At 71.4% G+C, this 15,806-nt stretch carries 12 protein-coding genes and 1 pseudogene; 10 read left to right on the forward strand and 3 right to left on the reverse strand.

Features of this window, described 5'->3' with window-relative positions; translation table 11 throughout:
- Window positions 1-41 precede the first annotated feature (41 nt).
- The 9 genes from OJ997_RS23210 (at window position 42) to rpsG (ending at window position 12,830) form a co-directional block, all read left to right on the forward strand.
- Complete coding sequence (locus OJ997_RS23210) at window positions 42-3,317, forward strand: M14 family metallopeptidase (RefSeq protein ID WP_270027639.1); 3,276 nt, start codon at window positions 42-44, stop codon at window positions 3,315-3,317.
- Between the two features lie 201 nt (window positions 3,318-3,518).
- Entirely contained in the window at window positions 3,519-4,037 is a 519-nt protein-coding gene (locus tag OJ997_RS23215) for a hypothetical protein (protein WP_270027640.1), read from the forward strand.
- Between the two features lie 270 nt (window positions 4,038-4,307).
- A complete protein-coding gene (locus OJ997_RS23220) occupies window positions 4,308-6,341 on the forward strand; it encodes a DNRLRE domain-containing protein (protein ID WP_270027641.1) in 2,034 nt (677 codons plus the stop codon).
- Between the two features lie 437 nt (window positions 6,342-6,778).
- On the forward strand, window positions 6,779-7,648 hold the full coding sequence (locus OJ997_RS23225; RefSeq protein ID WP_270027642.1) for a DMT family transporter: 870 nt from the start codon (window positions 6,779-6,781) through the stop codon (window positions 7,646-7,648).
- Between the two features lie 74 nt (window positions 7,649-7,722).
- On the forward strand, window positions 7,723-9,294 hold the full coding sequence (locus OJ997_RS23230; protein ID WP_270027643.1) for a PucR family transcriptional regulator: 1,572 nt from the start codon (window positions 7,723-7,725) through the stop codon (window positions 9,292-9,294).
- Window positions 9,295-9,300: 6 nt separating this feature from the next.
- Complete coding sequence (ald, locus tag OJ997_RS23235; RefSeq protein ID WP_270027644.1) at window positions 9,301-10,419, forward strand: alanine dehydrogenase; 1,119 nt, start codon at window positions 9,301-9,303, stop codon at window positions 10,417-10,419.
- A gap of 4 nt (window positions 10,420-10,423) precedes the next feature.
- Window positions 10,424-11,914 (forward strand): phytoene desaturase family protein, encoded by a 1,491-nt coding sequence (locus OJ997_RS23240; protein ID WP_270027645.1) that lies wholly within the window; start codon window positions 10,424-10,426, stop codon window positions 11,912-11,914.
- A 50-nt stretch (window positions 11,915-11,964) separates the two neighbouring features.
- Window positions 11,965-12,360 carry a 30S ribosomal protein S12 gene (rpsL, locus tag OJ997_RS23245; protein WP_028059562.1) on the forward strand — a complete coding sequence of 132 codons (396 nt, stop codon included), beginning with the start codon at window positions 11,965-11,967 and terminating at the stop codon, window positions 12,358-12,360.
- The gene (rpsG, locus tag OJ997_RS23250) at window positions 12,360-12,830 is read left to right on the forward strand and encodes a 30S ribosomal protein S7 (protein ID WP_270027646.1); all 471 of its coding nucleotides are present in this window, start codon (window positions 12,360-12,362) and stop codon (window positions 12,828-12,830) included. The genes rpsL and rpsG overlap by 1 nt, the downstream gene beginning before the upstream one ends.
- 56 nt (window positions 12,831-12,886) lie before the next feature.
- On the opposite strand, the gene OJ997_RS23255 is transcribed toward rpsG, so the two are convergent.
- Together OJ997_RS23255 and OJ997_RS23260 are read right to left on the reverse strand one after the other, a co-directional pair.
- Window positions 12,887-13,630, reverse strand: a complete 744-nt coding sequence (locus OJ997_RS23255) for an isocitrate lyase/PEP mutase family protein (RefSeq protein WP_270027647.1) — start codon at window positions 13,628-13,630, stop codon at window positions 12,887-12,889.
- Window positions 13,627-14,280, reverse strand: a complete 654-nt coding sequence (locus OJ997_RS23260) for a hypothetical protein (protein ID WP_270027648.1) — start codon at window positions 14,278-14,280, stop codon at window positions 13,627-13,629. Before OJ997_RS23260 ends, OJ997_RS23255 begins: the two co-directional genes overlap by 4 nt.
- 64 nt (window positions 14,281-14,344) lie before the next feature.
- On the opposite strand from OJ997_RS23260, the gene OJ997_RS23265 reads away from it, so the two are divergent.
- Window positions 14,345-15,004 (forward strand): ArsR/SmtB family transcription factor, encoded by a 660-nt coding sequence (locus tag OJ997_RS23265; protein ID WP_270027649.1) that lies wholly within the window; start codon window positions 14,345-14,347, stop codon window positions 15,002-15,004.
- A gap of 286 nt (window positions 15,005-15,290) precedes the next feature.
- Here the strand turns inward: OJ997_RS23265 and OJ997_RS23270 are convergent.
- Window positions 15,291-15,806 (reverse strand): annotated as a pseudogene (locus OJ997_RS23270) (hypothetical protein); the annotation flags it as partial.

The following is a 15,806-nucleotide window of genomic DNA, read 5'->3' on the forward strand; positions in this document are numbered from 1 at the left end:
GTTGCACGGGGGACAGGGTCTACATACGGAGGGTTCTGCCCATGGTTGGGAAGACTGCGCTTGCCGCGTTCGCGGCATCGGCGCTGTTGCTGGCGGGAGGCCAGTCGGCGTTCGCGGCCGACGACGGCGCCCCGTTCCAGAAGCTGCTCGAGGTCACGGTCGATTCGCAGACGGCCGTCGACTCGGTCACGACGAAGTTCGACGCCGCCGAGTACAAGCGCGTCAACGACGACGGCACGATCACGCTGAACGTGTTCGCGACCGCCGACGAAGAGGCCGCGCTCAAGGGCAAGGGCTACACGATCGGCGCCACGATCGAGGACTCCAACACCGGCAAGCAGCGGATGAAGGAGCGCCAGGAGATCCTGGACCAGGAGGCGCTCGCCAAGACCGTCGCCGAACAGGGCCTGAAGGGCACCAAGTTCGAGGGCCGCTCGGTCGTCGCGGTCCCCGGTGACACCGTCATCCAGCGCGCGAACACCTTCACCGACATCGTCGGCCCGTCGGGTGCCACGACCACGGCGCGCTTCCTCTACGTCGAGGCGTTCAACAAGTCGACCGGCTTCGCGGCCAACGGCTCGGCCACCGGCCCGACGCTCGCCCTGTCGTACGCGGGCGCCGACGGCGTCTACGTCCCCGCCCAGAACATCAGCCGCTTCAACGACACCGACACGACGCCGGTGACGTACATGTACCACCGGCAGCTGTTCCGCCTGCCCGCCAACGCCCCCGCGGACATCAAGACCGTGCGCGTTGCCACCACGGCGACCACGGGTGGCGCGGCCGCGAGCGTCGAGACCTTCCCGGTCACGGAGTGGCTCGGCAAGGACCTCCCGCCGCACGTCGCCGGCTTCAAGAACCAGCCGTTCTTCACGCACTACATGGATCCGACCGAGAACCGCGCGGACCTGGACGCCCTCGCGGCGGCCCATCCCGAGCTGGTGTCGGTCGAGAACATGCCCGAGCTGTCGTCGGGCTACCAGCGCAAGTCGATGGCCAACATGAACGGCACAGTCGCCATCACGTCGGCTCCGGCCGCCACCCTCGGCGCGACGCTGGCGGAGATCCCCGTGTCGGAGATGACGGCGGCGCAGCCGGTCGTCAAGATCCCGTTCAACGCGATCCAGGGTCAGACGATCCGCGCGACCGTGGACGGCATCCCGGCCCGCTCGACCGATCTCGTCATCGCCCTCAAGGACCCGTCCGGCAAGACGCTGCAGACGATCGACACCGGCACCAGCCCGGAGGTCCTGACCCAGACGCCGCGCATCTCCGGCACCTACACGTTCGAGGTCTCCGGCTACCAGGGCGAGCTCGGCGACTTCTCGTACAGGGTCCAGGAAGTCACGGGCCCGTGGACGCAGACGGTCACGCTCACGTCCAAGGACTGGGGCCATCAGGGTGGGGACCAGGTCCAGGCCGAGTTCCTGAACCCGGGCGCCGCCAACTCGCCGCTCGGCGTCACCGTGACCGACAAGCTCATCTCGGTCTCCCTCGCGACCGGCGCCGACGGCGCCCTCACGTCGACGGCCGGGCAGGTCGTCGCCGCGATCAACGAGAAGGCGTCCGCGCTCGTGACCGCCGCGACGTTCCGCGGTGACCGCGGGGCCGGCATCGTCCAGCCGCGCGCGAAGGTCAACCTGGACGACTTCCTGAACGCGCCCGCGAGCGTCGCCCGCGGCCCGTTCCAGCAGCACCTGTACCGCATCGGCACCAAGCGCGACGGCAGCAAGCCGGGCGTCTTCCTGTTCTGCCAGCAGCACGCGCGCGAGTGGGCCACGGGCCTCACCTGCGTGCAGACGGCGCACGAGCTCGTCGAGAACTACGCGACCGACCCACAGACCAAGCAGCTGCTGGACAACGTCGAGGTGTTCATCTCGCCGAACTCCAACCCGGACGGCGCGCACTACTCGATGTACGACTCCAACGTCCAGCGCAAGACGCTCGCGAACCGTTGTGACCCGATCTACGGTCCGTCGGACATCTCGCAGCGCAACGTGTGGGGCGTCGACATGAACCGCAACAGCGGCGAGTACTCGCTGTTCGACGGGTACGCGGGTGCGTCCGAGGACTGCACCAACGAGACCTACGCCGGTCCCAGCGAGTACTCCGAGCCGGAGACGCGCAACGAAGGCTGGGTCGTCGATCACTTCCCGAACATCAAGTTCATGAACAACATCCACTCGTACGGTGGGTACTTCATGTGGGCGCCGGGCGCCTACAAGAACGACGGGATGCGCACCACGACTCCCGCGCCGAACATCGGCATCGAGAAGTACTTCTTCGAGGCCGGCGAGAAGATCCTGCGCCGCATCAAGGACTCGCGCGGCACCGTGATCCTCCCGCAGCGCACCGGCCCGATCGCCGACGTGCTCTACTCCGCCGCCGGCAACTCCGCCGACGACGGCTATTACCGCAAGGGCATCATCGCCTACTCGTTCGAGACCGGCGCTGACCGGATGCTGAACACCACCACCGGCATCCAGCCGACGACCGTCGGCTTCCAGCCGTGCTTCGGCGCGGTCGGCACGGGCGGCAACCAGGGCGCCTGCCCGCAGAACGGCTCGCTCGTGAACGAGGGTCGTGACGAGGCGCTCGAGTTCGCGGCCGGCAACTTCGGCCTGGTCGAGTCGGCTTACGACTACGGCAAGGACGTCACGGCGCCCACCACGGCGATCGAGGTCTCGGCCGACAAGACGTCGGGCGCGCCGGTGAACTACACGTTCAACTGGCTCGACGAGGCGGCGGTCATCCACTACACGACCGACGGCTCGACCCCGACGCTGTCCTCGACGAAGTACAACAGCCAGCGCGCCCGCAGCGTCGGCGAGGTGCTGACGCTCAGCACGCCCGGCAAGCACACGGTCAAGTGGTTCGCGGTCGACATCAAGGGCAACCAGTCCGCGGTGCAGTCCAAGACCGTCTCGGTCGGCGAGACCGTCGACGGCCCCGTCGGCGGCACCGTGCCGGCGACGCTGGCCCTGACGCTGGGCACGCCGGCCACGTTCGGCGCGTTCACCCCAGGCGTCGCCAAGGAGTACACGGCGACCACCGAGGCGACGGTCATCTCGACCGCCGGTGACGCGGCCCTCTCGGTCGCCGACCCGAGCCCGACCAACACGGGCTACCTGGTCAACGGCACGTTCGCGCTGGCGAAGCCGCTCCAGGGCCTCGGCACCATCAAGACGTGGTCCGCCCCGACGTCCAACGAGAAGGTCACCGTGACCTTCAAGCAGGCGATCGGCGACAAGGACCCGCTGCGCACGGGCACGTACAGCAAGACGCTCACGTTCACGTTGAGCACGACGAACCCGTAGTCGCCGGCACCACCGCGTTGACCTAGAGCCCGTTCGGCCAATGTGCCGGGCGGGCTCTTCGTCGTTCAGGGTTTCACCCTTGACTTCAACTGCGCTCACCGCGACAGTTGCATCGACCGGCGAGGGCCCAGTCGGGCGGTCAACAAACACAGCGGAGGGTGTTGCATGTTCCGACGTACCGGAAGGGTCTTGGGCTGCCTGGTGGGCGTACTCGGGGTGCTGGCGCTGGCGGCGCCGGCGTCGCAGGCTGGGACGGTGAACATCCCGTCCAACCTCGAGTGCAACTACGACGACCGGCAGACGGTGCCGTACCTGTGTGAGCCTGAGCAGCTCGTCGTCGGCATCGACGGCACGGACGCGGTGTGGCGGTATTGGGCGCAGCTGGGGTTCGACGTGGCCGGCAACCTGCCGAGCGGCGCGACCGTGACGTCGGCGAAGCTGTACCTGTACGGGCTCTCGGACCCCGGTTTCAGCGCTTCGCTGATCGTGGGCGATCCGTACGCCCCTGAGGACGAGGTCGAGTTCTCCTCGGCGCCGGGCTGGGTCGACTTCGACGTCACGGCCTCGGCTCAGGCCGCGGCCGGCACGGCGTCGGACGCGGTCCTGGACGTCTGGCCCGCGCTGGACACGCCGTTGCTCCCCTTGAGCTGGGAGTTCGTCGGGTCCGCGTCCTCGAGCACGTCGTTGCGGCCGTACCTGCAGGTCGACTACACGCTCTAGCGTCGAGCTCGAGCTCGAGCCCGTCCCGACGCCGCGTGTGCCGGGGCGGGCTCGTCGTGTTTAACCGCTTTCCCATTAACTTAGACATCCCTCATTGGGCTGTCAGAGTGCCAACACTTAATCGCTTTATAGCGACGCCGGCTTGACTCAGGACACGCTCATAGAAAGGCTGAGCGCCACCGGCGGGGCCCCACCGGAGCAGTCAACGAACACGGAGGGTGGTTGATGTTCCGACGTACCGGAAGGGTTGTTTGCGGTCTGCTGGGCGTATTGGGGGCCTCGGCGGCGCTGGCCGCGCCGGGAGAGGCGAGCACGGTCGACATCGGCGCCGAGCTCGATTGCACCATCGGGTATTACGGGGGAGGGGACAACGACTGCGAGTCGACCGAGCTGCTCGCGGGCCGGCGGCTGGCCCACGACACGCACGCGTGGCAGGCGTTGTTGCAGTTCGACGTCGAGGCGGAGCTGCCGCCAGGCGCGGTCGTCACCTCGGCCACCCTGCGGCTCAACGGCGGGTTGGCGGATGTCCCCGCACAGGGCGCGGCGGGCGCGTGGGATGACGCCGTCACGTGGGGCTCGTTCCCGGGCATCGGCCCGGTCGAGGACACCGCGACGCTCGACGGGGCGTGGAGCGAGTGGGACGTCACCCGCCTCGTGAGCGCGTGGGCCGCCGGCACCGAGGCCAACTACGGCATCTCGGTCGGCGAGGACCCACTCGTCTGGCAGGAGGTTCCGGACGGGGACGTCGAGGCGACCTACGCCGCGACCGAGGCGGGCTCGAGCGTGGCGCCGGAGCTCGTGGTCGAGTACACGGTCACCGCGTGTCCATCGGACCCGTACGCGGCGGCGCAGGTCACGTCCGAGGACTCGGTCTACTACTGGAACGAGGTGCTGCTCGACGTCGTGCGCGCGCACACCCCGACGACGCCACCGACGCCGCCCACCCGCATGTCCCGCGCCGCGGCCATGCTGCACACGGCGATCTTCGACACCATGAACTCGGCCTTCTTCGCCGAGCTCGAGGATGGGGCGACCGGTTCCCCGTCCGCCGCCGCCCAGTGCGGTTGGAAGCCGTTCGTCGTCCTTGCCGACGCCGAGCCGAACATCGACGTGGACCTCGCGGTCGGCGTGGCCGCGCGTGACGTGCTGCTCAACACCTACCCCCTGTTCGCGACGCAGATCAACGCCGCGTTCACCACGCGCAACGGCAGCGACAACGATGACGACGCCGAGGACCTCGGCGAGTTCGTCGCGGACGAAGTGATCGCTTCGCGCACGGGCGATGGCTCCGCCGCGTCGATGTCCTACACGTCCGACCCGCTGACCGCAGGCGCGTGGCGTCCGACGCCCACGCTCTCCGTCGAGGCGCCCTGCAACACCGACAGCGACGTCGTGACCCCCGGCTGGGGCAACGTCGCGCCGTTCACCCTGACCGGCGGCAGCCAGTACCGGCAGGCGGCGGGGGACAGCTTCGCCAGCTTCCTCGGGTTGCTCCCGCACAGCCGCTATACGGCGATCTACAACGAGGTCAAGGACCTCGGCAATCGCGACGACAACGTCTCCAGCCGCACGAGCGACCAGACGGAGGCCGCGTTCTTCTGGGCCAACGACCTGGTGGGGACCTACAAGCCACCCGGACAGCTGCTCGAGCACACGCGCCTCGTGGCGCTCACGCAGCCCGCCGCGATCACCAGCGGCACACCGGGTGACTTCCGCGGCGAATGGTCACGTCAGGGCATCCGGGTCGCTCGCCTGTTCGCGCTGGTCTCGATCGGGATGGGGGACGCGGCGATCGCGGCCTGGGACACGAAGTTCCTGACGCCCTTCGACCTCTGGCGGCCGGTCTCCGCCATCCACAACGCCGCCTCGGACGGCAACTCGAGCACGACGGCCGACGCGACCTGGCAGCCGCTGTCGCAGGACCGCAACGGCGTCTCGTTCAGCCCGTGCTTCTCCGCGTGGGTGTCGGGCCACGCGACGTTCGGCGGCGTCTGGAGCCGCGTGCTGGAGAACGAGTTCGACGCCACGGAGCACGATGACCCGTTCCCGCTGACGCTCACCACCGAAGACCCGCACGCCACGCTGCCTTCGCCGGCCGTGGGCTTCGTCACGCGCGACTTCGACAGCTTCAGCGACGCTGCCGAGGAGAACGCGTCGAGCCGCATCTGGCTCGGCGTGCACTACCGGATCGACCGGGACGGCGGTCTCGGCGTCGGCCGCACCGTCGGGACGCACGTGAGCGCCAACGCGCTCCGCTGGACCCAGGGCTGCGCCGCCTGGAGCTGCGGGGAGACGATCCCGTAGGCGGGTACCGCGAGTAGGCCGTGGCGGGCCGCTCTCCCCCACCGGGGGGAGGGCGGCCCGGCCCGCGGGCGGACGCTGTCAAGGGCCGCGGACGCACTCGAAGGTCTGCGAGCGATCCTGCAAGATCTCCGGGCGGCGGACCGGCCGGTCCCATTCGAACCTCGGCAGAAGCGCCGCAAATCGCGCATGTCCGAATTGGGACTGCGCCCCGCGTGCGTCAATCAGCGGCGGCGATCCGGGACCCCGCTCGTGCCCCCATTTCGGGGAGGATCCCGAAGTTCTTGAAGCAATCTTCAGATCAGGCAGTACGCTGCCAAAAGCTCGAAAGGGTCTAAAGCCCCTCGAGTGGGGAACCGATGTAAGTGGAGACCGCGCCGGGGACATCGCTTGCGAGCGATGGGTGTGGAATCTCTACTCAATCGACGTACGAGGACACGTTGTCGCTGAATCTGGGCATTCTGCTCGCGCTCGTCTGCGCGATCGCTACGCAGCTGGGCTTTCTCTACAAGCACAAGGGCGCCAATGAGGCCCCCACGGTCGACATCCGTCGCCCGTTCCGTACGGCGAAGCAGCTGTACTCGTGCAAGTGGTTCGCGATCGGCATGGCCATCGCGGCCGGCGCGTGGATCTTCCACGTCGCCGCGCTCGCGTTCGCCCCGCTGTCGGTCGTGCAGGCCGTGCTCTCCACGGGCGTCGTGATCCTGGCCGTGATGGCGGAGCGCATCTTCGGCTTCAAGGTCGGCTTCCGCCAGTGGGTGGGCGTCGCGATGACCGCCCTCGGCCTCGTCCTCCTCGTCATCACGCTGCCGGCCACGCACGGCGCGCACTCGGCCTACTCGCTCGCCGGCATGATCGCCTTCGAGGGCGCGATGCTCGCGATCGGCGCCGTCCTCATCGGCGGCAAGAAGCTCGGCGTGCCGGACCACCACCACGGGATCATGCTCGGCGCGGCCGCCGGCGTCCTGTTCGGCGTCTCGGACATCGCCATCAAGGCCCTCACCGGCGTGGGCGGCATCACGTCCATCATCGGCTCGCCCTGGCTCGCCGTGACGATCATGGCCTCGGTCATCGCCTTCTACGCCAGCGCCCGCGGCATGCAGCAGGGCGAGGCCGTCCCGGTCATCGCCGCCACCTCCACCGCCGCCAACGTCTCCTGCATCCTCGGCGGCATCATCGTCTTCGGCGACCCGATGCCCTCCGACACCGTCGGCATCTGCGTCCAGGCCTTCGCCTTCGTCCTCGTCGTCGTGGCCGCGATCCTCACCCCGCCGCCGGTCCGCGCCGCCGCGGCCAACGCGCACGCTTAGTCCTCCACACGTTTCCCCGCGTCACGAACGCCGTCGGTGCCCACCGGCGGCGTTCGCCGTTTAAGGTGGCCCTCGTGCTGCCCCTACGGGAACTGCTGCGTGAGCTGGAGCTGGAGGTCGTCGCCGGTGAAGCCGGGCTCGACCGCGCATTGCGCTGGGTGCACATCTCCGAGCTGGAGGACCCGACGCCGTGGCTCTCCGGCGGCGAGCTGCTGCTGACGACCGGGCTGGGGCTCGGGGACGCGGCACACCAGAGGGCCTACCTGGAGCGGCTGGCCCGGCACGAGCTCGCGGGGCTCGGGTTCGGCACCGGCTTCACGCACGCGCGCGTGCCCGAGGCGCTGCGGGAAGCAGCCGCCGAGCTGGGCTTCCCGCTGTTCGAGGTGCCGTACGCGACGCCGTTCATCGCGATCACCGAGCGCGCGGCCTCCCAGCTGGTCAACGAGCAGTACGCGGTGCTGCGCCGGGCGCTGTCCGCCCACGAGCGGCTCGAGCAGATCGTCCTGTCCGAGCGCGGCCTCGACGGGGTCGTGAGTGCCCTGGGGGCGATGATCGGCGGACCCGCGCTGATCCTCGACGCGCGCGGGGACGTGCTGGCCCGCCGCTCCGGGCGCGCCGCGCTGGACCCGGCGCCGGTCGTTGCGGAGCTGCGCGAGCGGCTGGCGGGCGGCGCGCGGCGCGGGTACGTGCCGGGTGCGGACGGCTTTCCCGCCGGTGCGCTGGCGCTCCCGGTCGCGCGCGGGGACGCGGCGCTGCCGGAGGCGTGGCTGATCGCCGCGCGCGAAAGCGGACCGCTGAACGAGCTGGACCGGCTGACGCTCCACCAGGCCGTCACGATCGTGGCGCTGGAGCTGCTCCGGCGGCGCGTCGTGGACGACACGGAGCGGCGCCTGGCCGGGGACGTGCTGAGCGCGCTGGTCGCGGGCGACCTCGCCGGTGCGGAGCTGGCGCGACGGCTGGAGCCGTTCGGCGTGCGCGAGCGCGCGGGCGTGCTCGTGCTCGCGCCGCCGCGCGGGGTGCGCGCCGTCACCGAGGAGGCGCTGGCGCGGGCGGTGCGCGAGGAGGCCGGCGGCGGGCTCGTGGCCGGCTCCGGGCAGCTGGTGTGCGCGCTGATCCCGGCGAGCGGCGACGACGAGCTGTTCGCGCTCGCGGGACGGCTGCTCGCCCGGGTCGAGCGCGAGGCGGACACGGCGCTGGCGGCGGGGGCGGGACGCTGCGTGGCGCCCGGCGAGCTGCGGCGCGGGTTCCACGAGGCGCGCTGCGCGCTGGAGGCACGCGCGCTGGCGGTCAACGGGAGCGGGCCGGGCACCGGCCTGGCGACCTACCGCGACCTCGGCTCCTTCCAGCTGCTGCTGTCGCTGCAGGACGACGACGCGCTGCGGCTGTTCTGCGACTCGATCCTCGCGCCGATCGAAGACTCCGAGGGCGCGTACGGCGGCGAGCTCATGCGCTCGCTGGAGGCGTTCATCGAGTGCAACGGCCAGTGGGAGCGTGCGGCGAAGGCGCTCTTCTGTCACCGTCACACGCTGCGCTACCGGATCCGGCGCGTCGAGGAGTTGACCGGGCGATCATTGGACTCCGCCCGCGACCGGATCGACTTCTGGCTCGCGCTGCGCGGCCGCGAACTTGTTCAACCGGAGAGGTAACGAGAGATGAAGGTCGGCTGCCCCACTGAGATCAAGACGGACGAGTACCGGGTGGCGCTGACGCCCGCCGGCGTCCGCGAGCTGGTCGAGCACGGTCACGAGGTCGTCATCCAGGCCGGGGCCGGTGAAGGCTCGGCGATCACCGACGCCGAGTACGTATCCCAGGGCGCCTCGATCCTGCCCGACGCCGCGGCGGTCTTCGCCGCCTCGGACATGATCGTCAAGGTCAAGGAGCCGCAGGCGGTCGAGGTGGCGCTGCTCGAGCCGCGCCACACGCTCTTCACCTACCTGCACCTCGCGCCGGACCCCGAGCTGACGAAGGGCCTCGTCGCGTCGGGCGCGACCTGCGTGGCCTACGAGACCGTCGAGGACGCGCGCGGTCGGCTCCCGCTGCTGGCGCCGATGAGCGAGGTCGCGGGCAAGATCGCCACGCAGGCCGGCGCGTTCATGCTCGAGAAGCCGCTCGGCGGCCGCGGCATCCTGCTCGGCGGCGTGCCGGGCGTGGCCGCCGCGAAGGTGATGATCATCGGCGGCGGCGTGGTCGGCATGAACGCGGCCTTCATCGCGTTGGGGATGGAGGCGACGGTCTACGTCTACGACCGCAACATCGACCGCCTGCGCGAGCTCGACATCGCCTTCGGGGGCCGGGCCGACACGTGTTACGCGTCGACCCTGGACATCGAGCAGCGGCTGCCGGAGGTCGATCTGGTCATCGGCGCGGTGCTCGTCGCGGGCGCGAAGGCGCCGTACGTGATCCGGCGCGACCAGCTGGCGCTGATGAAGCCCAGCGCGGTGCTCGTGGACGTCTCGATCGACCAGGGCGGCTGCTTCGAGACCTCGCGCGCGACCACCCACAGCGACCCGACCTACGAGGTCGACGGCGTCCTGCACTACTGCGTGGCCAACATGCCGGGCGCGGTGCCGATCACGTCCACGCGCGCGCTCACGAACGCGACGATGCCGTACGTGATCGACGTGGCCACCAAGGGCGTCGAGCGCGCCGCGCGTGAGAACCCGGGCCTGGCCAAGGGCATCAACGTCGTCGGCGGCAAGGTGACCTACGCGCCGGTGGCCGAGGCGACGGGGCTCCCGTACGTCGACGCCTTCGAGGCCTTGGCGGCCTAGGACCGTGTACGACGCCGTCATCGTCGGCGGTGGCCACAACGGGCTGGTGGCGGCGACGCTGCTGGCCCGGGCGGGCCGCTCGGTGCTCGTGCTCGAGCGGCGCGACCACGTCGGTGGCGCCGCGGTGTCCGAGCGCCCGTGGGCGGGCGTCGACGCGCGCATCTCGCGCTACTCGTACCTGGTCTCGCTGATGCCGGCGGCGCTGCGGGAGCAGCTGGGCGTGCGGACCGAGATGCGCCGGCGGTCGGTGTCCTCGTACTCGCCGCGGCTGGACGGCACCGGGTTGCTCGTGCGCGCGGGGGAGCCGCCCGGGGCGAACTGGGCGGCGTTCGAGGAGCTGACGGGGCGCGTGGCCGCCGCCGTGTTCCCGACCTTGACGGAGCCGCTGCGCCCGCGGGCCGAGCTGCGCGCGCGGGTGGGCGACCTGGCCGCGTGGCAGGCGCTGTTCGAGCGCCCGCTCGGTGAGGTGCTGCGCAAGTACTTCGAGGACGACTTCGAGCGCGGGATCGTCGCCACGGACGCGCTGATCGGGACCTTCGCGGGGCTCGACGACGAGTCGCTGCGCCAGAACCGCTGCTTCGTCTACCACGTGATCGGCAACGGCACGGGCCACTGGGACGTGCCGGTCGGCGGGATGGGCGCGCTGACCGAGGAGCTCGCGTCGCTCGCGTGGGCGGCGGGCGCGGAGGTCCGGCTCAACTGCGAGGTCACCTCGATCGAGACGGACGGCGTGGGGGCGGAGGTGCACTTCGACGGCGGCTCGGTGCCGGCGCGGCGGGTGCTCGCCAACGTGGCGCCGGCGGTGCTGGCGCGGCTGCTCGGCGAGCCGGCGCCCGACGATCCCGCGCCCGAGGGCGCGCAGCTCAAGCTCAACATGCTCCTACGGCGGCTGCCCAAGCTGCGCGACTCGTCGCTCGATCCGCACGAGGCGTTCGCGGGGACGTTCCACGTCAACGAGAGCGCGACGCAGCTCGCGGTGGCCTACGCGAGCGCGCAGCGGGGCGTCGTGCCCGAGCTCGCGCCGTGCGAGATCTACTGCCACTCGCTCACCGACCCGACGATCCTCGGGGAGGAGCTGCGGGCCTCGGGTGCCCAGACCCTGACGTGCTTCGGCCTGCACATGCCGGCCCGCCTGTTCGGCGGCGACCACGCGCAGGCCAAGGCGGCGGCGATCAAGGCGACGCTGTCGTCGCTGAACAGCGTGCTCGCCGAGCCGATCGAGGACTGCCTCTACATGACGCCGGGCGGCGAGCCGTGCCTGGAGGCCAAGACGCCCGTGGAGCTCGAGCACGAGCTCGGGCTGCCGGGCGGCAACATCTTCCATCGCGATCTGGCGTGGCCGTTCGCCGAGGACGAGGCGTCCGTCGGCACCTGGGGCGTGGAGACGGAGTGGGACAACGTCCTGCTCTGCGGCGCGGGCGCGCGCAGAGGGGGTGGCGTGAGCGGCATTCCTGGGCATAATGCGGCCATGAAGGTCCTCTCAGCGAGGTCCTGACGCCGTTCGCCGGGAATGCTGCTACGTGCGTTGCTACTATCCAGCGCCGTATGCCGACGACGTCCCAGCTGGTCCGTAAGGGCCGCAACCCTAAGACGAAGAAGCTCGCTACCCCTGGCTTGAAGTCCGGTAAGGGCCGCAAGAAGAAGGTGGCCGCTCCCCAGCGTCGCGGGGTTTGCACGCGCGTCTACACCACCACGCCCAAGAAGCCGAACTCGGCTCTGCGCAAGGTGGCTCGTGTGCGCCTGACGAACTCGATGGAAGTCACGGTCTACATCCCCGGCGAAGGCCACAACCTGCAGGAGCACTCCGTCGTGCTCGTGCGTGGCGGCCGCGTCAAGGACCTTCCGGGCGTGCGGTACAAGGTCGTCCGCGGCACGCTTGACGCCGCCGGCGTGTCTGACCGTAAGAAGGCCCGTTCCCAGTACGGAGTGAAAGCTAAGTAATGCCTCGTCGCGCCGCCGCAGGGCGCCGGACCATCGATCCGGACCCCGTTCACCGCTCCAAGCTCGTCCAGCAGGTCATCAATCGTGTGATGCTGGACGGCAAGAAGTCGACCGCCGAGCGCATCGTGTACGACGCGCTGGCGATCCTGTCGGAGCGCACGGGCAAGGAGCCGGTCGAGGCTCTGGAGACCTCCATCAAGGCGCTCACGCCGGTGCTCGAGGTCCGCTCCCGCCGCGTCGGTGGTGCGACCTACCAGGTCCCCGTCGAGGTTCCGGCGCCGCGTGCCCGCACGCTCGCCGTCCGCTGGCTGGTCGAGTTCTCGCGCAACCGTCGCGAGAAGTCGATGGCGCAGCGCCTCGCCAACGAGCTGCTGGACGCGCAGTCCCAGCAGGGCGGCGCCTACAAGCGCAAGGACGACATCTTCCGCATGGCGCAGGCCAACAAGGCCTTCGCGCACTACCGCTGGTAGTCGCAACCGCGCTTTGAGCTTTGCCGAACGGCCCGGGTCTCCCGGGCCGTTCGTCTTTAACCGGCCAGGTCGTCGACGGCCTGGTAGCTCGGGAGCTTCGCGCCGGCCAGGGCGTCGCCGGCGCGGATGGCGGCGGCCGCGGCCACGGCGGCCTGCAAAGCGGCGCGGAACAGCAGCGAGCCCGTGCTGATGCGCGCGGCGCCCCGGGCGGCGAGGTCCGCGACCGTGTGCCCGGGTTGGAACAGCACGTTCAGCGGCGCGTCGACCGCGCCGGTGAAGGGGGCGATGTCGTCGAGTGGGAGCCCGGGCACGAAGACGCCGTCGGCGCCGGCGTGCACGTAGCGCTCGGCGCGTTCGATCGCGTCCTGCAGCTCTCCCTCACGCAGCCAGTGCGTGTCGGTGCGCGCGTTGACGAACAGGTCCTGGCTGCGCGCCTTGACGGCGGCGATCACCGCGGCGAGGTGGGCCGGGTCGCCGTGCTGGTCCTCGACATTGATGCCCGCGACGCCGCCGAGCTGCGCGACCCGCTCGGCGACCGCGTCCGGCTCCTCGCCGAACCCGTGCTCCAGGTCGACGGTCACGTGGCAGTCGAGCCGGCTGAGGACGCGTACGAGCGTGCGCGTCTCCTCCCAGGCGGCGCCGACCCCGTCGCGCTTGCCGGCGGCGGCCGCGACCCCGAGGCTCGTCGTCCCGATCGCCTTGAACCCGGCGGCGACGAGCGCCGCCCCGGACGCCGCATCCCACGCGTTCGGCAGGATCAGCGGGTCCCCGGGCCGGTGCAGCTCGGCGAAGCCGGTCATCGCAGCGCCTCCGCGAGCGCGCGGGCATGCCATTCGCCGGGGCAGCGCCGCGGCCCCTCACCGAACGGCCGGCCGGTCAAGTCGACGGCGACGACGGTCCCGTCCGCGGCAACGCGCTTCGTGGCCTTCACGGGCAGAGTGTCCCCCCTGATCAGTCCTGCAGTCGCCTCACAGGCCTGCACGAGCAGCGCGACGTGCTGCGCGAGCGCCTCCGGCTCGCCCGCGGGAAGCAGGTCGACCAGCTCGGCGAGCGCGCCGTCAGCCCCGGGCGCGTCGGTCCCGGGGTGGTACGCGGCCGCGACGACCCGCGTGTGCGTGATGGCGGCGACAGGGTCAGCGACGCCGGTGGCCGCCGCGAGTACCGCGACGGGGAGATACGCGACCGGCACGCCGGGGAACGCGTCTCCCGCGACGGCGAGGCCGCGCGGCGCGGCGCTGGGGTCGTGCGGCGCGGCGTCCGCGGTGGCCTTCGCGCGGCTTGCGGCCGCAGCCAGCTCGGCCGGGTCGAGCGTGGCCAGGCGTGCTTCGGCCAGGGCGCGGCGGCGGGCGTGCGTCTCAGCGTTGGCGAAGCGGGAGACGGTCGCGCGCAGCCAGGGCATCGTCGCGAACGGGCCGGGCGGGCCCGGGTCTGGGACGGGGAGGTCGAGCATCGTCTGACGGTACGCCCGGGACGTTTCGGTGCCCACCGAAACGTCGCGGGCGTACGCTGGGCGCATGTCCGAGCTCGCCGACGTCGCCGCGTTGCTCGCCGACCGCACGCGGGCGCGGATCCTCGAGGAGCTGCTCGGCGGGCCGGCGCTCCCTGCGGGTGCGCTGGCGGTGCGGGTCGGCGTTGCGCCGTCGACGGTCAGCGGCCACCTCGCCAAGCTCGAGGCGGCGGGCCTCATCGTCGTGCGCCGGCGCGGTCGTCGGCGCGAGGCGGAGCTCGCGCGCCCCGAGGTCGCGGAGGCGCTCGAGGCGCTGTCGCGGCTCGCGCCCGGCGACGCGCGGCCGATCGGGTTGCGCGCCGTGAACGGGCACGCCGCGTTGCGCGAGGCGCGGTCGTGTTACGACCACCTCGCGGGACGCATCGGTGTCGCGCTCGCCGATGATCTCGTGGCGCGCGGGGCGCTCGGTCTTGAAGGCGGGGCGTTCGTCGTGCGGGACAGTGCGCACTTCTTGGAGATGTACGGGATCGACCTTGCTGGTCTGCCGCGACGCCGTGCGGTGGTGCGCGCGTGCGCGGACTGGACCGAGCGGCGCCCGCACGTGGCCGGGGCTCTGGGCGCCGCGCTGCTGGAGGTCGCGCTGGCGCGCGACTGGGTGCGGCGGCGGGACGACGGGCGGGCGCTCACTGTCACTGAGCTCGGCCGTGCTGCGCTGCCGGCCGCGTGAACGGCGAGCACACCCGCGGCCGCTGCGTCAAGCAAGTCGCGCTTCGCGGCGACCAGCTTGATCCGTCGGGGCGGGCGCGCTCTTGTGCAAGTGAGGTTCGGTTCCCGGACTGTGGGAACGCTGTGCGTTCCCCCGTTCGTATGGCTTAGGGCCGGTTCGCGAGGGGGTGACGCAATGGCCCGCCGAGGGGTGGCGCCGCATTGCGGCACCCCCTGGCTCGCAATCGGGGGTGCGGCGCCCAGGTTTCGCTCAGCGGAAGCTCCCTGCGGCACCCCCACCGCGCGGGCTAGAGCACGCGGACGACGCGGCCGTCAGGGTCGATCGTGCGGACCTGCAGGCGGCCGCGCGGGACGGTGAGCACGCGCGCCTGGCCACGCCGCACGTTCGCGGTGACGGTGCGGCCGCCCGCGCTCGCGCGCACGCGACACGCGCGCGCGGGAGCGTTGATGCAGGCGACCCGCAGCCGCGGCGTCGCTCCGCGCAGCGGTTCGGCCGCCACCTCCGTACGTGCGCACGGGCCCGCCGGGAGCGTCGCGCCCGAGCCCGAGGCCACGTACAGGCAGGACGGCGTCGAGAACGCGAGCCACGCGCCGTCGAAGGACAGCGAGGTCACGTCGTACACAGCGGGCCCGCGCAGGACCTCGCCGCGCGCGCTCGGCGTGCCGGCCGCGCCCGTGGCGCCGCGCGGTGAGGTCGCGGTGGTCGGCTCGGCCGCGCCCGTGGCGCCGCGCGGTGAGGTCGCGGTGATCGACGTCGGCACGAACTCGGTCAAGCTCCACGTCGCGGAGCGCTCCGCGGATGG

Origin of the sequence: Solirubrobacter phytolaccae (assembly GCF_027587195.1) — a bacterium.
Taxonomy (GTDB): domain Bacteria; phylum Actinomycetota; class Thermoleophilia; order Solirubrobacterales; family Solirubrobacteraceae; genus Solirubrobacter; species Solirubrobacter phytolaccae.

Coding starts and splice junctions, on each gene's coding strand:
- OJ997_RS23260 (WP_270027648.1), bottom strand. CDS start 14,280: ATGCTCGACCTCCCCGTCCCAGACCCGGGCCCGCCCGGCCCGTTCGCG.
- OJ997_RS23210 (WP_270027639.1), top strand. CDS start 42: ATGGTTGGGAAGACTGCGCTTGCCGCGTTCGCGGCATCGGCGCTGTTG.
- rpsG (WP_270027646.1), top strand. CDS start 12,360: ATGCCTCGTCGCGCCGCCGCAGGGCGCCGGACCATCGATCCGGACCCC.
- ald (WP_270027644.1), top strand. CDS start 9,301: ATGAAGGTCGGCTGCCCCACTGAGATCAAGACGGACGAGTACCGGGTG.
- OJ997_RS23265 (WP_270027649.1), top strand. CDS start 14,345: ATGTCCGAGCTCGCCGACGTCGCCGCGTTGCTCGCCGACCGCACGCGG.
- OJ997_RS23255 (WP_270027647.1), bottom strand. CDS start 13,630: ATGACCGGCTTCGCCGAGCTGCACCGGCCCGGGGACCCGCTGATCCTG.
- rpsL (WP_028059562.1), top strand. CDS start 11,965: ATGCCGACGACGTCCCAGCTGGTCCGTAAGGGCCGCAACCCTAAGACG.